Source organism: Pseudomonas sp. SID14000 (genome assembly GCF_002165135.1).
Taxonomy (GTDB): Bacteria; Pseudomonadota; Gammaproteobacteria; order Pseudomonadales; family Pseudomonadaceae; genus Aquipseudomonas.
The window spans coordinates 185,352-203,813 of the sequence record NZ_NFZQ01000012.1 but is presented as its reverse complement, the minus strand read 5'-3'; the positions used below and the strand labels follow the sequence as shown (position 1 = coordinate 203,813).

Sequence of the window (18,462 nt, the reverse complement as noted above, 5' to 3'; positions counted from 1 at the left end):
CATGAACATACTGCGCGGCCTGTCCAACCTGCTGTACCGGCGCCCTAACCTGTACCTGGCCCTGTTGTTGATCCCACCGCTGACCTGGTTCGGCGCAATCTACCTGGGTTCGCTGCTGAACCTGCTGTGGCAGGGCTTCTATACCTTCGACGATTTCACCATGGCGGTGACCCCGGACCTGACCCTGGGCAATTTCACTGCGCTGTTCAACCCGTCGAACTTCGACATCATCCTGCGCACCCTGGGTATGGCGCTGGCGGTGTCGCTGGCCAGTGCGGTGCTGGCCTTCCCCATCGCCTACTACATGGCGCGCTACACCAGCGGCAAGACCAAGGCATTTTTCTACATCGCGGTGATGATGCCGATGTGGGCCAGCTACATCGTCAAGACCTACGCCTGGACTCTGCTGTTGGCCAAGGGCGGCGTGGCCCAGTGGTTCTTCCAGCAGTTGCACCTGGATGCGCTGCTGCAAGCCGTCCTGGCTGTGCCAGGTGTGGGAGGCAGCACGCTGTCGACTTCGCACCTGGGGCGTTTCATGGTGTTCGTGTACATCTGGCTGCCGTTCATGATCCTGCCGATCCAGGCCTCACTGGAGCGCTTGCCGCCGTCGCTGCTGCAAGCCTCGGCTGACCTCGGCGCCCGGCCTGGGCAAACCTTCGTGCAGGTGATCCTGCCACTGTCGATCCCGGGCATTGCGGCTGGCTCGATCTTTACCTTCTCGCTGACCCTGGGTGACTTCATCGTGCCGCAGCTGGTCGGCCCGCCCGGGTATTTCATCGGTAGCATGGTCTATGCCCAGCAAGGAGCGATCGGCAACATGCCGATGGCCGCCGCGTTCACCCTGGTGCCGATCGTGCTGATCGCGGTATACCTGTCCATCGTCAAGCGCCTGGGGGCCTTCGATGCACTCTGAAAAAGCCTCGACCGGGCTGCGCCTGGTAGCCTGGGGCGGGTTGCTGTTCCTGCACTTCCCGATCCTGATCATCTTCCTTTACGCCTTCAACACCGAAGACGCAGCATTCAGCTTCCCGCCCAAGGGCTTTACCCTGAAGTGGTTCACCGTGGCCTTTGCCCGGCCCGATGTGCTAGAGGCCATCAAGTTGTCGCTGCAGGTGGCCTGCCTGGCCACGCTGATCGCCCTGATACTCGGCACCCTGGCCTCGGCGGCGCTGTACCGGCGCAGCTTTTTCGGCAAGGAGAGCATTTCGCTGATGCTGATCCTGCCCATCGCCCTGCCCGGCATCATCACCGGCATCGCCCTGCTCTCGGCGTTCAAGACCTTGGGGATAGAGCCCGGTGTGTTCACCATCGTGGTCGGCCACGCCACGTTCTGCGTGGTGATTGTCTATAACAATGTGATCGCCCGCCTGCGGCGTACTTCGCAGAGCCTGATCGAAGCCTCTATGGACCTCGGCGCCGACGGCTGGCAAACCTTCCGCTACATCATCCTGCCCAACCTCGGCTCGGCGCTGCTGGCCGGTGGCATGCTGGCCTTTGCCTTGTCGTTCGACGAGATCATCGTCACCACTTTCACCGCCGGCCACGAACGCACCCTGCCGATCTGGCTGCTCAACCAGCTCAGCCGCCCGCGCGACGTACCGGTGACCAACGTGGTCGCCATGCTGGTGATGCTGGTGACCATGCTGCCGATCCTTGGCGCCTATTACCTGACCCGTGGCGGCGAAAGCGTTGCGGGCAGTGGCAAATGACCCTGGAGGAGTCCCCGATGCAAACGCAGATGCTGATCAATGGCCAACTGGTCGCTGGCGAAGGCCCGGCCTGGACCGTACTCAACCCGGCGCTGGGCACTGCCCTGGCGCAGATCAACGAAGCCAGCGAAGCCCAGGTGGACTGTGCCGTACGCGCCGCTGACCAGGCCTTCGACAGCTGGTCGCAAACCAGCCCCAAGGAGCGCTCGCAAACGTTGCTGGCGCTGGCCGACACCATCGAAGAGCACGGCGATGAACTGGCCCGGCTGGAATCGCAGAACTGCGGTAAGCCGCTGAGTGCCGCGCTGAATGACGAGATTCCGGCAATTGCCGATGTGTTCCGCTACTTTGCCGGCGCGGCGCGTTGCCTGGGCGGCTCGGCTGCCGGCGAGTACCTGCCGGGCCATACGTCGATGATCCGCCGCGACCCGCTGGGCGTGGTGGCCTCGATCGCGCCGTGGAACTACCCGTTGATGATGCTGGCGTGGAAGGTCGCCCCGGCCCTGGCTGCCGGCAATACGGTGGTGATCAAGCCCTCCGAGCTGACCCCGCTGACCGCCCTGCGCCTTGGCGAACTGGCCCAGGACCTGCTGCCACCGGGGGTGCTGAACATCCTCTTCGGCCGAGGTCAGACGGTCGGCAACCCACTGGTCAACCACCCCAAGGTGCGCATGGTGTCGCTGACCGGCTCGATCCCCACCGGCGCACACATCATCAGCGCCACCGCCGACAGCGTGAAACGCATGCACATGGAACTGGGCGGCAAGGCCCCGGTGCTGGTGTTCGACGATGCCGACATCGACGCGGCCATCGACGGCATCCGTACCTTCGGCTTTTACAACGCCGGCCAGGACTGCACTGCGGCCTGTCGGCTGTACGTGCAGGATGGCATCTACGAGCGCTTCGTCGAACGCCTGGGGGCCGCAGTGGCCAGCCTCAAGCCGGGCCTGCAGGAAGCCGAGGACACCGAACTGGGGCCACTGATCAGTGCCCAGCACCGCGACAAGGTCGCGGGCCTGGTGCAACGCGCGGTTGCCCAGCCGCACATTCGCCTCGTTACGGGCGGCAAGGCGATTGATGGCGACGGTTTCTTCTTCGAGCCGACTGTGCTGGCCGATGCGCTGCAGGATGACGAGATCGTGCGCAACGAAGTGTTCGGCCCGGTAGTGTCGGTGACCCGTTTCAGCGACGAAGCGCAGGCGCTGGAATGGGCCAACGACTCCAACTACGGCCTGGCCTCATCGGTCTGGACCCGCGACACCGGCCGCGCCCACCGCCTGGCGGCACGCCTGCAGTATGGCTGCACCTGGGTGAACACCCACTTCATGCTGGTCAGCGAAATGCCCCATGGCGGGCAGAAGCATTCGGGGTATGGCAAGGACATGTCGATGTATGGGCTGGAGGACTATACCTGTGTGCGGCATGTGATGATCAAACATTGACCGAACCGTTAACCGAGGGGCTTTGCCCCTCGGTTAACATCTCAGACATTTCCTTCAAGCTTGATCTACTCCCTCCTACTGCTCATCCATTGAGCCATGCTTGCTGGTATCATAATCTGATACCATGAATAATCATCAGCAAGCCACACTTGAAGCAGTACTGAAAAGGCCGGTTCCCAGGACGCTGGAGTGGGCGCGAGTGGAATCACTGTTGGTATCCCTGGGTGCCCGAGTGATTGAAGGACGAGGGTCACGGGTTCGCTTTGAACTCAATGGAGCAGTGGCAACCTTCCACCGCCCTCATCCGGACAGGCACGCAAAGCCCTACCAACTACGAGACGCCCGCCAGTTCCTTGAGCAGGCAGGAGTAATACCATGAATGTCATGACTTACCGCGGCTATGCCGCTCGTATCGAATACAGCGACGAAGACCAGTTGCTGATCGGCCACGTTGCGGGTATTCGCGATGTGATCGGTTTTCACGGCGAATCCATCAGTGAGTTGCGCCAGGCATTCGAAGAAGCCGTGGACGATTATCTTGAGACTTGCGAACGCCTGGGTCGCGAGCCGCAGAAGACCTACTCTGGCAAGCTTAGCCTGCGACTCGAACCTACCCTTCATGCCAGCGTGGCCGCCAAGGCCGAGTTGGCAGAGAAGAGTATCAACCAGTGGGTAAGCGATATCCTCAGCAAAGCCGCCTATAGCTGAGTTGAGAAGCCAACGCGGTCGTTGTAGGAGCAGGGTCATCGAGGCGTCGAACCGCCGCGAACACCGGCGAAGCCGGTGCCAAACACCGAGCCGCCTTCTTCGCGGGCTTGCCCGCTCCCACAGGTACATCACAGCCCTTGAGGTTAGTGATGTACCTGTGGGAGCGGGTTCACCCACGAAGAGGCCAGTACAGGTAGACCCTAGTCGCGCAAATCCGACTCGTGAATCGGGTTGGCCCGGCTGGTGGCGCGCTGGTATTGCGCTGGCCAGGTGGCCTTGTTGCCGCCCAGGTCGTCGTCGGCGTGCAGCGGCCAGTACGGGTCGCGAAGCAGTTCGCGGGCTAGGAAGATGATGTCGGCCTGGCCGGTGCGCAGAATGTGCTCGGCCTGGGCCGGTTCGGTGATCATGCCCACGGTGCCGGTGGCAATTTCCGATTCCTTGCGCACACGCTCGGCGAAGCGGGTCTGGTAGCCGGGCCCTGTGGGGATTTCGGCATTGACCGAGGTGCCGCCGGACGACACGTCGATCAGGTCGACGCCCAAGCCACGCAGGCGGCGGGCCAGTTCGACGGTTTCATCCGGGTTCCATCCGTCCTCGACCCAGTCGGTCGCCGATACCCGCACGAACAGCGGTAACTCGGCAGGCCAGACCTTGCGCACGGCCTCGACCACCTGCAGGGTCAGGCGGATACGGTTTTCGAAACTGCTGCCGTACTCGTCGCGACGCTGGTTGCTCAACGGCGACAGGAACTGGTGCAACAGGTAGCCATGGGCGGCGTGGATCTCGACCACCTTGAAACCGGCCTTCAGGGCACGCTCGGTCGAGGCGACGAAGGCGGCGATCACCTGCTGGATTTCATCCTTGTTCAATTCGCGCGGCACGGTGTGCTGCGGGTCGAAGGCGATCTTCGACGGCCCCACCGGTTGCCAGCCACCCTCTTCGAGCTTGACACTGCCTTGCTTGCCCAACCACGGGCGATAGGTACTGGCCTTGCGCCCGGCGTGGGCCAGCTGGATGCCCGGCACGCTACCTTGGGCGGTGATGAAACGGGTGATGCGTTGCAGCGGGGCGATCTGCGCGTCGTCCCACAGGCCGAGGTCTTCGGCGGTGATGCGGCCATCGGCGGTAACCGCCACGGCTTCAGTGATTACCAGGCCCGCGCCCCCCACGGCGCGGCTGCCTAAATGGACAAGGTGCCAATCGTTGGCCAGGCCATCGACAGCGGAATACTGGCACATCGGCGAAACGGCTATGCGGTTGGGCAGGGTCAGCTGACGCAGGGTGTAAGGCTCGAGCAGCAGGCTCATGAGGGCACCTCCCAAGGACTCCAATGGTGATCCGGCCCGGACACTCAATTGCACGTCCCTGGCCCGGGTCCGGTCATAACTTCAGACTAGACCAGAATGGTTGGGGGGGAGGTTCCATGGGATTTCGGGTGGGTGTGCGGGGTGGTTGGCGTGAGAGTGATGGCGCCTGTGAGATCGAGCGCCGCCCGCGCGGCGCTTCGCGGGACAAGCCCGCTCCCACATTTGTTGCAACGTGGCCATGTCTGTGAGGCCATGGTTGTCAGCCTTGTTGGCATGACTGGATTTCGAGGTGGGCATTGATGCCGCCTCACCTGCCTCAAGACATGCACCAAGGCAGGCAACCATGGCCTGACAGGTTCGGCACGTTGCAACAAATGTGGGAGCGGGCTTGCCCCGCGAAGCGCCGCGCGGGCGGCGCTCGATCTCACAGGCGACATCACTCTCAAGGCAGGCACCTGGCAGCCCTGACCGCCGCTACAGGCAGGCACTCTGACAGGTATTTCAGATATCCCCTACGACTCAGATCTGGTGATGCCTGACCTGAGGAAATACCCTACACGTTCTGTCGACAGGCGTCTGATTGTTCCCGGATACACCGCCACTTAGGCTTTCTGGGTCGCTGAAATCTAGCGATGCGGGTGTGGAAACCCGGTCAATCTTCAAGTGCCTGTCGTAATGGCAGCTGTGTGCGGGAGGCCGTTTGGCCTACCGGGTTCCTTGAAGGCCGGTTTTCCACCCTGCATACAGTTGCCGCCCTTCGTGTGGAAACGGCGGTGGCAACTCCTTCAACCTTCAAGGAATTGCTATAAAAATGACTACAGAAGACACCCAATTCACCGTCGGCAAGACCACTTTCTTTCAGGGCGAAAACCAGACCCACCCATTATTTCGCATCGAAGCGGGCATTCCGTGCCGAGACGCCCGTGATCAGGCTTCGGAATTGATGGGCTATGTGCGGGAGTTGACCATCGTCGGGCTAATGGATGAGAAACCCATGATGATCTGGGCTGCGCACTATCTCAGTGCGATGGCCAAGGCGCTGATGGATGATGCCGAGTTAGGTATGGCGCGCTGAGTTTGATGCGATCATCGATCGCACATGGGGCACATTGGCCAGCTCCCACAGGAATCGCGCTTGGCTTGCCGGCGATGGGCTGCAAGGCAGCCCCGGAATTGCAGTCAGCGCGGCTCCATGTGGGCAATCATCAACTGCACACTTTCATTGCCACGAAACTCGTTCACATCCAGCTTGTACGCCAACTCGACCCAACGCACCGTCGGGTTCGGCCACACTTCGCGGTCAATGCCAAAGGCAATGCCATCCAGCTGCACCGAGCCGCACTCGCTCTTGAGTACTACCTTCAGGTGCCGCTCGCCCACCACGCGCTGCTCCACCAACTGGAACACGCCATGGAACAGCGGCTCGGGGAAGTGCTGCCCCCAAGGCCCGGCATGGCGCAGAGCCTTGGCCAGGTCGAGGTGAAACTCCTCCACCGCCAGGCTGCCATCGGACAACAGCCGTCCGGTCAGGTCCTCTTCACGCAGCTGGCGCCGCACCTCTTCGTCGAACGCCTCGGCAAATGCCGGGAAATTGGCTTCGGGCAACGACAATCCCGCCGCCATGGCGTGGCCGCCGAATTTGCTGATCAGTTGCGGGTGACGCGCCGCCACGGCGTCCAGGGCATCACGAATATGGAACCCTGGCACCGAGCGCGCCGACCCTTTGAGCATGCCCTCGCCCGCGTCGGCGAAAGCAATGGTCGGCCGGTGGTAACGCTCCTTCAGGCGCGAAGCCAGAATACCGATCACACCCTGATGCCAGTCGGCATCGAACAGGCACAGGCCGTAAGGCATCGACTCGACCGGCAGGTCCTTGAGCTGGGCCAGGGCCTCGCGCTGCATGCCCTGCTCGATGGACTTGCGGTCCTGGTTCAGGTCGTCCAGTTGCCGGGCCATGTCCTGGGCCTGGGCCGCGTCTTCACACAGCAGGCATTCGATGCCCAGGCTCATGTCGTCCAGGCGCCCGGCAGCGTTCAGCCGTGGGCCGAGGATGAAGCCAAGGTCGGTCGAGGTGATGCGTCTGTGATCGCGACGAGCCACTTCGAGAATGGCCTTGAGCCCCGGCCGGGCGCGGCCAGCGCGGATGCGCTCGAGGCCCTGGTGCACCAGGATGCGGTTGTTGGCATCCAATGGCACCACGTCGGCAACGCTGCCCAGGGCAACCAGGTCGAGCAATTCGCCGATGTTCGGCTGCGGCCGCGTTTCGTAGCGCCCCAGGCTGCGCAGGCGCGCACGCAGGGCCATCAGCACATAGAAGATCACCCCTACCCCGGCCAGCGCCTTGCTCGGGAAAGTACAGCCAGGCTGGTTGGGGTTGATGATGGCGTCGGCGTCGGGCAACTGCTCGCCTGGCAGGTGGTGGTCTGTGACCAGCACCTTGAGCCCGGCGGTCTTGGCGGCAGCCACACCGTCGACACTGGAAATGCCGTTGTCCACGGTGATCAGCAGATGCGGCTGGCGTTGCAGCGCCACTTCGACGATTTCCGGGGTCAGGCCGTAACCGTATTCGAAGCGGTTGGGCACAAGGTAGTCGACGTGGGCCGCGCCCAGCAGGCGCAGGCCCAGCACGCCGACAGTACTGGCAGTGGCGCCGTCGGCATCGAAGTCGCCGACGATAAGGATGCGCCGGCGCTGGTCGATAGCCTCGACCAGCAGATCCACGCCGGCCTCGATGCCCTTGAGTTGCTGGTACGGCAGCAGGCGCGCGAGGCTTTTGTCCAGCTCGGCCTCGCTCTGCACGCCGCGCGCGGCGTAAAGGCGGGTCAGCAAGGGAGGCAGGTTACCCAGGAATGGCAGGGTCGGCGGCAGCGGGCGAGGTTCGATACGCATGGGGGGCTTCAGCCACGCTCACCCAGCAGCCACTCCAGCTGCACTTCGTGCTGGCCACGGTCGTCGGTGACGAACAAGGTGCCTTCGCTGATCATCACGTCCCACTTGATGGTACGGGGCATGTCGGTGGCCAGGGTTTCCAGCACCTCCTGCGGCACGGCGGCGATGCTCAGGTTTTTCAGGCCCTTGACCGCATCCACTACCTTGTTCTGCCATACGCGCAGGCTGCCGTAGGCCAGCAGGCTGGTGCGCTCGGTGCGCCGCGAGCACCAGGTCAGTCGGTCGGCGTCCGGCTGGCCCACTTCGATCCAGTGCAGGATGCGATCGTCCAGGCTCTTTTCCCACAGCGCCGCTTCGTCCACATCGGACAGGCCACGGCCGAACGACAGGTTCTCGTTGTACCACAGGGCATAGGCCAGCAGACGCACGGCCATGCGTTCTTCGGTCTCCGAAGGATGGCGAGCGATGGTCTGCCGGACGTTTTCGTACACGCCGCGATCGAGGTCGGTCAGGTTCAGTTCGAATTTGTAGGTAGTGGACGGCTGGGCCATGGTCGACGGGCTTCTTGCGCAAAGAAAAGTGGCACAGTCTAACCGATCCTGCCCTTCGTTGCGCCGCAGCAGTATCTGCCGCTTCGGACCTATGATAAAACCACGGCTCTGCCCAGCTGCCACGGATGCCCCATGTCTACGCCCAGCAAACCCCTCGCCGGCCTCAAAGTTGTCGAACTCGGTACCCTGATCGCTGGGCCGTTCGCCTCGCGCATCTGTGCCGAATTCGGCGCCGAGGTGATCAAGGTCGAATCGCCCGATGGCGGCGACCCGTTGCGCAAATGGCGCAAGCTGTACGAAGGCACCTCGCTGTGGTGGTTCGTGCAGGCCCGCAACAAACAGTCGCTCACCCTCAACCTCAAGCACCCCGAGGGCCGCGAGATCCTCAAGCGCCTGCTGGCCGAGGCCGACATCCTGATCGAAAACTTCCGCCCGGGCGTGCTGGAAAAACTCGGCCTGGGCTGGGACGTGCTGCATGCGCTCAATCCGCGCCTGGTAATGGTGCGCCTGTCGGGCTTCGGCCAGACCGGGCCGATGAAGGACCAGCCGGGCTTCGGCGCCGTGGGCGAGTCGATGGGCGGCCTGCGCTACATCACCGGCTTCGACGACCGCCCACCGGTGCGCACGGGCATTTCCATCGGTGACTCGATTGCTGCCCTGTGGGGGGTGATCGGCGCACTGATGGCGCTGCGGCACCGGGAAGTCAACGGCGGCCAGGGCCAGGTGGTGGACGTGGCCCTGTACGAAGCGATCTTCGCCATGATGGAAAGCATGGTCCCGGAGTTCGATGTGTTCGGCTTTATCCGCGAACGCACCGGCAACATCATGCCGGGTATCACGCCCTCCTCCATCCACACCAGCGCCGACGGCAAGCATGTGCAGATCGGCGCCAACGGCGATGCGATCTTCAAACGCTTCATGCAGGCCATTGGCCGCACCGACCTGGCCGAGGACCCGACCCTGGCCACCAATGATGGTCGCGACCTGCGCCGTGACGAGCTGTACGGTGTGATCGACCGCTGGGCCAACAGCCTGCCGCTGGAGCAACTGATGCAGGTGCTGAACACCGCTGAAGTTCCGGCCAGCCGCATCTATTCGGCCGAGGACATGTTCAACGACCCGCAGTACCTGGCACGCGAAATGTTCCTGCAAGCCAAACTGCCGGATGGCAAGCCGTTCCGCATGCCGGGCATCGTGCCCAAGCTGTCGGACACCCCCGGCTCCACCGAGTGGGTCGGCCCGGCGCTGGGCGAACACACAGAGGCGCTGCTCAGCAACCTGGGCTACGACGCGACGGCCATCGCCAGCCTGCGTGCAGCAGGCACGGTCTGACCCTGACACAGCCCTGGTCCATGCGCGCTGCCCATTGCCTACGTCACCTGGCCCTGCTGTTGTGCGGGCTGCTGCCCGCATTGCTGCTGCAGCCCGCCAACGCCAAGGAGCGCATCTTCTGGCTCATGCGTGACCTGCCGCCGTTCACCATCTTTGAAGGACCGGAGAAAGGCCAGGGGGTGATCGACCAACTGTTGCCCCTGCTGATCAGGCAGATGCCCGAGTACGACCACAGCATCGTGCGGGTCAACCGCGCCCGCGGCATCCAGATGCTGCAGGACCCTAAGAGCTTCACCTGCGACCCGACCCTGCTGTGGACGCCGGACCGCGCCGAATATGTACGGTTTTCCATGCCATCAGTGGGCGTGCTCAGTGGCGGCCTGGTGCTGCGCAAGGACAGCCAGGCGCTGGTGGCACCTTACCTCGATGGCCAGGAGGTAGACCTGCATGGTCTGCTGAGCAAGACCATGATGAAGCTGGGGGTTGTCGCAGAGCGCAGCTATGGTACGCAGATTGACGCCATCCTGCGCCAGTTACCCGACACCGCGCTCAGCCGCCACTACGGCAACGACGCCACCGCCAACCTGCTGCAGATGCAGCAGTTGGGGCGCCTGCGCATGGTGCTCGCCTACTGGCCTGAAGTGCGCTATCTGGTCGAGCAGCAAGGCGGGGCACTGGCCGATTATCAGTTTCATCCTGTGCATGGGGTGAACCGCTACCAGTTTCTGCATGTAGGCTGTTCGAACAGCGAGCTGGGGCGCGAAGCGATTGCGCACATCGACCAGTTGCTACCGGCCCTGCGCCGCGATGTGCTGCCAGCGTTGTATGCACGCTGGCTGGACCCGGCATTGCAGGAAGACTACCTCAAAGAGAGCAAGCGCTTCTTCGAAGACCACTGATCGCCTGTTCCGGCCCTGTCGCCGGCAAGCCAGCGATAGGGCCGGTTCAGGCAACACAAAAAGAAACCCCGGACGCTGGGGAAACACGCCCGGGGCCAAGCGAAAGCCCTTGAGAGGCTTCCCGTGACAGCCTAGCCAGCGCCGGAGCAAAGCACTGGCTGGGCTGCCCCTACAGTGTCTGATAAACCAATCAGGCAAAGGTTCCATGGGGTTGCTGGCGCTGCTGCAGTGCCGCGATCACACAGGGCTGCAAACGCCCTTCGGCGATCTGCAGGTCACGGTGCAGGCCATCCACCAGGTCGATCAACAGGCGTTGTTCTTGCAACTGGCGCTCGCTGACCGTGCGCCGCAAGGTGATGCCGGCGAGGCGATCGTGAACGGTCAATTGGCGATTACCCTGGGCATCGGCGATGCCGAGATGGGTCTGATAGGGGGTCAGGGCTTCGTTGAGCAGTCTGCAGATTCTTTCCATCCGGATCACTCGCTGCGTGGTGGGGTATAGAGGAACTGACCAACAGACGCAGCGGAAAGTTCGTCACACCGCGGCTGCTTTAGTGAGCATGCGGGGCGGACGTGACAGTTTGAATACGCCTCCCCGGGCGCACCAGCAGCGCTTGCAGGGCACGCTGCAAGTGCGGCATCGACAGCGGCCAGGGCAGCTCGGCGAGCACCCACAGGCCCCGGCTTCTGGCCTCTTGGGCAAGGTTGCGGCGCTTGGGGGAAGCCTGGCCGACGAACAGCAAAGCGCGTGTTCGGTGCTGCTGTTCGAACAAGGCAAGGCCGGCACGGGTTGGCATGGCGTGGTCAAGGACCAGCAAATCGGGGCCACGATCCGCGCTCAGGCAGGCGTCGAGGTCTGCGCTGGTTTCGCTGATGCGCACGTGGAACATACCCTGGGCGTTGAGGGCCTGGTGCAGGAGGATCTGATGGGATGGGCGAGCCTGGTGGATCAACACGTAGGGCTGGTGCATAAGCCGCTCCTGGTGGGAGGACCGGCTAATTTAGGCTTGGCGCTAGGCGGAATGAACAGGATGTTTCTGATGGAGATATGGGAAAGGGCTGAGATTTTGGGGCCGCTTTGCGGCCCATCGCGACACAAGGCCGCTCCCACAAGGGAACGCGATTCTCCTGTGGGAGCGGCCTTGTGTCGCGAAAGGGCTGCGTAGCAGCCCCGGAAAGCAACGCCGTTACAGAGGTTTGCCGCGATTACCATGCTGGCTGACAAAACCCTGCACAGCCTTCAGGTCATTGGCCAGCACCGTGCAACGCTCTTCACGGCTGAACAGGTCGCTGAGGTGTGCCGGCAGCTCCAGTGCCTTGCCCACCCCCGCCTTCTCCACCGCTTCCGGGAACTTGACCGGGTGCGCGGTACCCAGCACTACCATCGGCGTGTCCAGGCTGCGGCGGCACTCACGGGCGGCCTTGACGCCGATTGCGGTGTGCGGGTCGAGCACTTCACCGGTGGCGGCAAACACTTCGGCGATGGTCTCGCAGGTTTGCTCGTCGCTCACTGCCAGCGAGTCGAACAGCTTGCGAGCTTCGGTCCAACGGTCTTGCTCGACGCTGAAGCCGCCACCTTGCTTGAAGTTGGCCATCAGCTCGGCGATGGCGCCACCGTTGCGGCCGTGCAGGTCGAACAGCAGGCGCTCGAAGTTGGACGAGACCATGATGTCCATCGACGGCGACAGGGTCGCGTGCAGGGTTTCCTTGACGTACTGGTTGCCGCTCATGAAGCGGTGCAGGATGTCGTTGCGGTTGGTGGCGACGATCAGCTGGCTGACCGGCAGGCCCATGTTACGTGCCAGGTAGCCGGCGAAGATGTCGCCGAAGTTGCCGGTCGGCACCGAGAACGCCACGGAACGCGCCGGGCCACCCAGCTGCAGGGCAGCGTGGAAGTAGTAGACGATCTGGGCCATGATCCGCGCCCAGTTGATCGAGTTGACCGCAACCAGGCGGGTACCCTTGAGGAATGACTGGTCGGCGAAGCTGGCCTTGACCATTTCCTGGCAGTCGTCGAAGTTGCCTTCAATGGCGATGTTGTGGATGTTGTCACCGAAGATGGTGGTCATCTGCCGGCGTTGCACTTCCGAGACGCGCTGGTGCGGGTGCAGGATGAAGATGTCGACGTTGTCGCAACGGCGGCAGCCTTCGATGGCGGCGGAGCCGGTGTCACCGCTGGTGGCGCCGATGATCACCACGCGCTCGTTGCGCTTGGCCAGCACATGGTCGAGCAGGCGGCCAAGCAGTTGCAGGGCAAAGTCCTTGAACGCCAGGGTCGGGCCGTGGAACAGCTCCAGCACCCACTCATTGCTGTTCAGTTGACGCAGCGGGGCAACCGCGGCGTGGGCGAACTCACCGTAGGTTTCTTCGAGGATCTTCTTGAAGTCGGCGTCGGCGATGCTGCCTTCGACGAACGGGCGCATCACCCGGAAAGCCAGTTCGTGGTACGGCAGGCCAGCCCACGAGGCGATCTCTTCCTGGGTGAAGCGTGGCAGGTTTTCCGGGACGTACAGACCGCCGTCGCTGGCCAGGCCAGCCAGCAGGACGTCTTCGAAATTCAGGGCCGGGGCCTGGCCGCGAGTACTGATATAGCGCATGGATGCAAACCTTCGATGCTGGGGCCGGGACCGCGCTGGCGGCCCGACGGCACTATTGTTAGTTGAGCTGCTCGACGCGAATGCGCACGACCTTGCCGACCACGTCCTGCAGGGCTTCCAGGGCGACGATGGCGTCGTTGATGCGCTGCTCGACCACGCCATGGGTCAGCAGGATCATCGGCACCAGGCCGTCCTGTTCCTCGGCTTCCTTCTGCATGATCGACTCGATGTTGATGCCACGCTCCGAGAGGATGCTGGCCACCTGGGCCAGTACGCCTGGGTGATCCTTGGCCTGGATGCGCAGGTAGTAGGCGCTTTTGCAGGCTTCGATCGGCAGGATCGGGTGGGCCGACAGCGAATCCGGCTGGAAGGCCAGGTGCGGCACACGGTTTTCCGGGTCGGAGGTCATGGCACGAACCACATCGACCAGATCGCCAACCACCGACGAAGCGGTAGGCTCCATGCCGGCGCCAGCGCCGTAGTACAGGGTGGAACCGGCGGCATCGCCGTTGACCATGACCGCGTTCATCACGCCGTTGACGTTGGCGATCAGGCGGTCGGCCGGAATCAGCGTCGGGTGTACGCGCAGTTCAATGCCTTCGTCAGTGCGGCGGGCCACGCCCAGGTGCTTGATGCGGTAGCCCAGGGCTTCGGCGTAATTCACGTCAGCAGTGGTCAGCTGGGTGATGCCTTCGGTGTAGGCCTTGTCGAATTGCAGCGGAATGCCGAAAGCGATCGAGGCGAGGATTGTCAGCTTGTGCGCGGCATCGATGCCTTCAACGTCAAAAGTCGGGTCGGCTTCGGCGTAACCCAGCGCCTGGGCTTCGGCCAGCACGTCCGGGAAGGCACGGCCCTTCTCACGCATTTCGGTGAGGATGAAGTTGCCGGTGCCATTGATGATGCCGGCCACCCAGTTGATGTGGTTGGCCGACAGGCCTTCGCGGATGGCCTTGATCACCGGGATGCCACCGGCCACAGCCGCTTCGAAGGCGACGATCACACCCTTCTCGCGTGCCTTGGCGAAGATTTCATTGCCATGCACGGCAATCAGCGCCTTGTTGGCGGTGACCACGTGCTTACCGTTCTCGATGGCCTTGAGCACCAGTTCACGGGCTACGGTGTAGCCACCGATCAGCTCGATGACAATGTCGATCTCCGGGTTGCTCGCAACTTCGAACACGTCAGCGGTAATGGGGGTACCGGTAATCTGGCAGTTCGGGTTCTGCGAGCGCATGGCGATCTGTGCCACTTCAATACCGCGCCCGGCACGGCGGGCAATCTCCTCGGCGTTGCGCTGAAGTACATTGAAGGTTCCGCCACCGACGGTCCCCAACCCACAGATGCCTACTTTGACCGGTTTCACTGTGAACTCCCCATTGAACGGACGACACCCATGCCGACCGTGAAACATGCCGTCACCCCATGACGACGGCGTACTGAATTGGATTACTTGGCCAGTGCCAGCTTGGCGACCTGCGGTGCCGGCTGGTAGCCCGGAATGACCTGGCCGCTTTCAAGGACGATCGCCGGCGTGCCGTTGACGCCGATCGACTGGCCCAGCTGGAACTGCTTGCTGACCGGGTTGGCGCACTTGGCGGCCTTGATTTCTTCACCCTCGACCATCTTGTCCATCGCCGCACGGCGGTCACTGGAACACCAGACGGCCTGCAACTGCTGGTCACCCGGCGAGCCGAGGCCCTGGCGCGGGAAGGCGACATAGCGCACTTCGATACCGCGGCGGTTGAGCTCGGGCACTTCGGCGTGCAGCTTGTGGCAGTACGGGCAGGTGGTGTCGGTGAACACGGTGATGTGCGACTTGGTCTCGCCCTTGGCAGGATAAACCACCATCTCGGCGGCTGGAATGCCGTTGATGAGCTTGGCAATACCCAGACGCTCGGTCTTTTCGGTGAGGTTGACCGGCTTGCCGTCCTGGATCTGGAACAGGTAGCCCTGCATCACGAACTGGCCGTCGCCGCTGGCATACAGCACACGGCCGCCCTGCAGCTTGACTTCATACAGGCCGCTGACCGGGCTGCTGGCCACGCTTTCGACGGGCACTTCCAGCTCGAGGTTCTGCAACGACTTACGGATGGCCTGCTCGGCAGCGGCATTGCTGTCGGTTGCCGCAGCAACGGCAAAGGTACTGGCCAGCGCCAACGCGGCGGCGGCGAAAAACTGGGTCACGCGCATGGGAACTCCTGAAGGCGGACAGGGGCCGGAGGGCGCCACCTGCGGAAAATACGCGGTGACTGTGCGGCCCTTGGTGCAAACCGCCCAAGCCTACCACATCAAACCACCGGTGAAGGGCCTTGCAAGGGCCGGTCGGCGGAACATGAAAAACATTCATCCACGCGGATGGTGCTGGGCATGCAGTTGCTGCAAGCGGGCCTTGGCGACATGGGTGTAGATCTGCGTGGTCGACAGGTCACTGTGGCCCAGCAGCATCTGTACCACGCGCAGGTCTGCGCCGTGGTTGAGCAGATGAGTGGCGAAGGCATGGCGCAGGGTGTGCGGCGACAGCGGCTTGTCGATTCCGGCGACTCGGGCATGGTGCTTGATGCGATGCCAGAAGGTTTGCCGGGTCATCTGCTCGCCGCGCTGGCTGGGGAACAAGACGTCGCTGGGGCGGCCATTGAGCAGCTCCGCGCGGCCATCACGCAGGTAGCGCTGCAGCCATAGCACCGCCTCTTCGCCCATGGGCACCAGGCGCTCCTTGCTGCCCTTGCCCATCACCCGCAGCACGCCCTGGCGCAGGTTGACCTGGTCGAGGGTCAGGCTGACCAGTTCGGTAACCCGCAGGCCGCAGGCATAGAGCACTTCGAGCATGGCGCGATCACGCTGGCCGATGGCTTCGCCCAGGTCAGGGGCCTGCAGCAAGGCTTCGACGTCGGCTTCGGACAGCGACTTGGGCAGCGGCTTGCCCAGTTGCGGCATGTCGACTTGCAGGGTTGGGTCGATGGCCACCAGCTTTTCCCGCAGCAGGTAGCGGAAGAAGCCGCGCAGGCCGGACAGGAAGCGTGCCGTGGAGCGCGGTTTGTAGCCTTGGTCGAGGCGCCAGGCCAGGTGGTCGAGAATCAGGTCGCGGCCGGCGTCGGGCAAGGATACCGAATGTTCCTGCAGCCAGCCGTTGAACAGGGCCAGGTCGCTGCGGTAGGACACGCGGGTGTTTTCGGACAGGCCCTTTTCAAGCCACAGGGCGTCGAGGAACTGGTCGATCAGGGGGTGGTCCAGGGCGGGCATTCGGGGGCTGCTGGGTGTTGGAGGTGGCTTAGTGTTTCACAGCAGCATAATTGTTGTCTGTACTGGCCTCTTCGCGGCTAAAGCCGCTCCCACAGGGATATCACCGCCCTCGAGGTATGTGCGATCCCTGTGGGAGCGAACTCAGGCCTGGGGCAAAACCGGCACCGGGCGCTTGTCCTCGTCGATGGCGACGAAGCTGAACACCCCATGGATCGCTCGCTCGCGCCCATCCAGGTACATGTTCTCGACAAACACATCCACCTGCACCTGCAAGCTGGTATTACCCACCTTGATGACCGACCCCACCAACTCCACGATCGAGCCCGCCGGGATCGGGTGCTTGAAGTCGATGCGGTCGGTCGACACGGTCACCAGCGGCAGGCGGCAGAAGCGCGTGGCGGCGATGAACGACACTTCGTCCATCCAGGCCAGGGCGGTGCCGCCAAACAGGGTGTTGTGGTGGTTGGTGGTGCTGGGGAACACCGCCTTGGTCACGCGGGTCACCGACAGTTCGGTACGGCGCAGGATTTCCTGGTCTCGGGTAGTCATGGCAATCACATCTTCGGGGGGCAAAAAGCAAAAAAGCAGCCCGAAGGCTGCTTTTTCTCGCTAGGCGGCCTCGGCCACCGGGCAAACTGCACTCAGGACAGTTTTTCCTTGATGCGAGCGGCTTTGCCGGACAGGTCGCGCAGGTAGTACAGCTTGGCTTTACGCACGTCACCACGACGTTTCACGGCCAGGCTGTCGATTTGCGGGCTGTAGGTCTGGAAGGTACGCTCTACGCCAACGCCGCTGGAGATCTTGCGCACGGTGAAGGCGCTGTTCAGACCGCGGTTACGCTTGGCGATAACGACGCCTTCGAATGCCTGCAGACGGGAACGCTCGCCTTCCTTCACTTTAACCTGGACGACAACGGTGTCGCCTGGTGCGAAGGTCGGGATTTCCTTGCTCATCTGCTCGGCTTCGAGCTGCTGGATGATCTTGTTGGTCATGCTGTGCTCCTAAGATGGATACGTGATCCACCATCGATACGTTTAACTATCGTCCCGCTCGCGGAGATATTCCTCGAGCAGCTTCTTCTCTTCTCCAGAAAGCGAGCGACTTTCCAGAAGATCGGCGCGTCGTTCGAAGGTCCTACCAAGGGACTGCTTCATTCTCCAACGCCGGATGTGTGCATGGTTGCCACTTAGCAACACGTCGGGAACACGCTGATCCGCATACACCTCAGGTCGGGTGTAGTGCGGGCAATCGAGCAGACCGTCGGTGAAGGAATCTTCTTCCGCCGAGTCCACATGCCCTAAAGCTCCGGGCAGCAGCCGTGTAACCGCATCGATCAGTACCATGGCCGGCAGCTCGCCACCGGAAAGCACATAGTCGCCAATCGACCACTCCTCATCGACATGAGCCTCGATAAAGCGCTCGTCGATGCCTTCATAACGACCGGCGATCAGGATCAACGATTCCTGTTCGGCCAGGCCTTTGACCGCCTGCTGGGTCAGCTTGCGGCCTTGTGGCGACAGGTAGATCACCTTCGCCGTTGCTCCGGTCGCTTGCCTGGCGCTAACCAGGGCGTCTTCCAGAGGCTTGATTTTCATCACCATGCCCGGACCACCGCCAAACGGCCGATCATCCACCGTGTGGTGACGATCTGTGGTGTAGTCCCGCGGGTTCCAGCAAGTCACCTGAAGCAACCCCTGTTTCACCGCGCGGCTGGTAATGCCGTACTCCGTGATGGCCGAGAACATCTCGGGGAACAACGTGATGACATCTACGCGAAGGTTACCCATC

Annotated in this window: 20 protein-coding genes; 8 read left to right on the top strand and 12 right to left on the bottom strand. The window is 62.8% G+C overall.

The genetic code is table 11. From position 1 onward, the window contains the following. Position 1 precedes the first annotated feature (1 nt). The 5 genes from CAY82_RS19400 (at position 2) to CAY82_RS19380 (ending at position 3,859) form a co-directional block, all read left to right on the top strand. Complete coding sequence (locus CAY82_RS19400; protein ID WP_087502650.1) at positions 2-913, top strand: ABC transporter permease; 912 nt, start codon at positions 2-4, stop codon at positions 911-913. Further along, positions 903-1,709 carry an ABC transporter permease gene (locus CAY82_RS19395; RefSeq protein ID WP_087502649.1) on the top strand — a complete coding sequence of 269 codons (807 nt, stop codon included), beginning with the start codon at positions 903-905 and terminating at the stop codon, positions 1,707-1,709. Before CAY82_RS19400 ends, CAY82_RS19395 begins: the two co-directional genes overlap by 11 nt. A gap of 17 nt (positions 1,710-1,726) precedes the next feature. Further along, on the top strand, positions 1,727-3,151 hold the full coding sequence (locus CAY82_RS19390; protein ID WP_087502648.1) for a gamma-aminobutyraldehyde dehydrogenase: 1,425 nt from the start codon (positions 1,727-1,729) through the stop codon (positions 3,149-3,151). Between the two features lie 124 nt (positions 3,152-3,275). Next, positions 3,276-3,530, top strand: a complete 255-nt coding sequence (locus CAY82_RS19385) for a type II toxin-antitoxin system HicA family toxin (RefSeq protein WP_087502647.1) — start codon at positions 3,276-3,278, stop codon at positions 3,528-3,530. After that, positions 3,527-3,859 (top strand): type II toxin-antitoxin system HicB family antitoxin, encoded by a 333-nt coding sequence (locus CAY82_RS19380; RefSeq protein WP_003252175.1) that lies wholly within the window; start codon positions 3,527-3,529, stop codon positions 3,857-3,859. The genes CAY82_RS19385 and CAY82_RS19380 overlap by 4 nt, the downstream gene beginning before the upstream one ends. A gap of 200 nt (positions 3,860-4,059) precedes the next feature. On the opposite strand, the gene CAY82_RS19370 is transcribed toward CAY82_RS19380, so the two are convergent. Next, entirely contained in the window at positions 4,060-5,166 is a 1,107-nt protein-coding gene (locus CAY82_RS19370) for an NADH:flavin oxidoreductase/NADH oxidase (protein ID WP_087502646.1), read from the bottom strand. 811 nt (positions 5,167-5,977) lie between these two features. Between CAY82_RS19370 and CAY82_RS19365 the strand changes: the two genes are divergently transcribed. Next, complete coding sequence (locus tag CAY82_RS19365; protein ID WP_025337923.1) at positions 5,978-6,241, top strand: DUF3077 domain-containing protein; 264 nt, start codon at positions 5,978-5,980, stop codon at positions 6,239-6,241. Positions 6,242-6,345: 104 nt separating this feature from the next. Here the strand turns inward: CAY82_RS19365 and recJ are convergent, their stop codons facing one another. Both recJ and CAY82_RS19355 read right to left on the bottom strand, forming a co-directional pair. Further along, entirely contained in the window at positions 6,346-8,055 is a 1,710-nt protein-coding gene (recJ, locus tag CAY82_RS19360) for a single-stranded-DNA-specific exonuclease RecJ (protein ID WP_087502645.1), read from the bottom strand. Positions 8,056-8,063: 8 nt separating this feature from the next. Then, positions 8,064-8,606: a YaeQ family protein gene (locus CAY82_RS19355; RefSeq protein WP_013971198.1), complete on the bottom strand. Its 543-nt coding sequence runs from the start codon at positions 8,604-8,606 to the stop codon at positions 8,064-8,066. A gap of 132 nt (positions 8,607-8,738) precedes the next feature. Here CAY82_RS19355 and CAY82_RS19350 point away from each other — a divergent pair, with 132 nt between their 5' ends. Next, the gene (locus CAY82_RS19350) at positions 8,739-9,938 is read left to right on the top strand and encodes a CaiB/BaiF CoA-transferase family protein (protein ID WP_087502644.1); all 1,200 of its coding nucleotides are present in this window, start codon (positions 8,739-8,741) and stop codon (positions 9,936-9,938) included. A 20-nt stretch (positions 9,939-9,958) separates the two neighbouring features. Then, positions 9,959-10,837 (top strand): TIGR02285 family protein, encoded by an 879-nt coding sequence (locus tag CAY82_RS19345; RefSeq protein ID WP_087502643.1) that lies wholly within the window; start codon positions 9,959-9,961, stop codon positions 10,835-10,837. A gap of 190 nt (positions 10,838-11,027) precedes the next feature. Here the strand turns inward: CAY82_RS19345 and CAY82_RS19340 are convergent, their stop codons facing one another. The 9 genes from CAY82_RS19340 to trmD form a co-directional block, all read right to left on the bottom strand. Then, complete coding sequence (locus CAY82_RS19340; protein ID WP_087502642.1) at positions 11,028-11,309, bottom strand: DUF3509 domain-containing protein; 282 nt, start codon at positions 11,307-11,309, stop codon at positions 11,028-11,030. 79 nt (positions 11,310-11,388) lie between these two features. Next, positions 11,389-11,808 carry a response regulator transcription factor gene (locus CAY82_RS19335; RefSeq protein WP_087502641.1) on the bottom strand — a complete coding sequence of 140 codons (420 nt, stop codon included), beginning with the start codon at positions 11,806-11,808 and terminating at the stop codon, positions 11,389-11,391. A gap of 216 nt (positions 11,809-12,024) precedes the next feature. Beyond that, entirely contained in the window at positions 12,025-13,434 is a 1,410-nt protein-coding gene (thrC, locus tag CAY82_RS19330) for a threonine synthase (RefSeq protein WP_010952565.1), read from the bottom strand. A gap of 58 nt (positions 13,435-13,492) precedes the next feature. Beyond that, positions 13,493-14,797 carry a homoserine dehydrogenase gene (locus tag CAY82_RS19325; RefSeq protein ID WP_087502640.1) on the bottom strand — a complete coding sequence of 435 codons (1,305 nt, stop codon included), beginning with the start codon at positions 14,795-14,797 and terminating at the stop codon, positions 13,493-13,495. Positions 14,798-14,880: 83 nt separating this feature from the next. Then, positions 14,881-15,624, bottom strand: coding sequence for a DsbC family protein (locus CAY82_RS19320; RefSeq protein WP_046616084.1), 744 nt, complete (start codon positions 15,622-15,624; stop codon positions 14,881-14,883). Positions 15,625-15,777: 153 nt separating this feature from the next. After that, positions 15,778-16,674 (bottom strand): site-specific tyrosine recombinase XerD, encoded by an 897-nt coding sequence (gene xerD, locus CAY82_RS19315; protein ID WP_087502639.1) that lies wholly within the window; start codon positions 16,672-16,674, stop codon positions 15,778-15,780. Positions 16,675-16,815: 141 nt separating this feature from the next. Next, positions 16,816-17,223, bottom strand: a complete 408-nt coding sequence (locus tag CAY82_RS19310; RefSeq protein WP_087502638.1) for an acyl-CoA thioesterase — start codon at positions 17,221-17,223, stop codon at positions 16,816-16,818. Positions 17,224-17,315: 92 nt separating this feature from the next. Further along, positions 17,316-17,666 carry a 50S ribosomal protein L19 gene (rplS, locus tag CAY82_RS19305; RefSeq protein ID WP_003252148.1) on the bottom strand — a complete coding sequence of 117 codons (351 nt, stop codon included), beginning with the start codon at positions 17,664-17,666 and terminating at the stop codon, positions 17,316-17,318. A gap of 42 nt (positions 17,667-17,708) precedes the next feature. After that, complete coding sequence (gene trmD / locus CAY82_RS19300; protein ID WP_087502637.1) at positions 17,709-18,461, bottom strand: tRNA (guanosine(37)-N1)-methyltransferase TrmD; 753 nt, start codon at positions 18,459-18,461, stop codon at positions 17,709-17,711. Position 18,462: the final 1 nt, after the last annotated feature.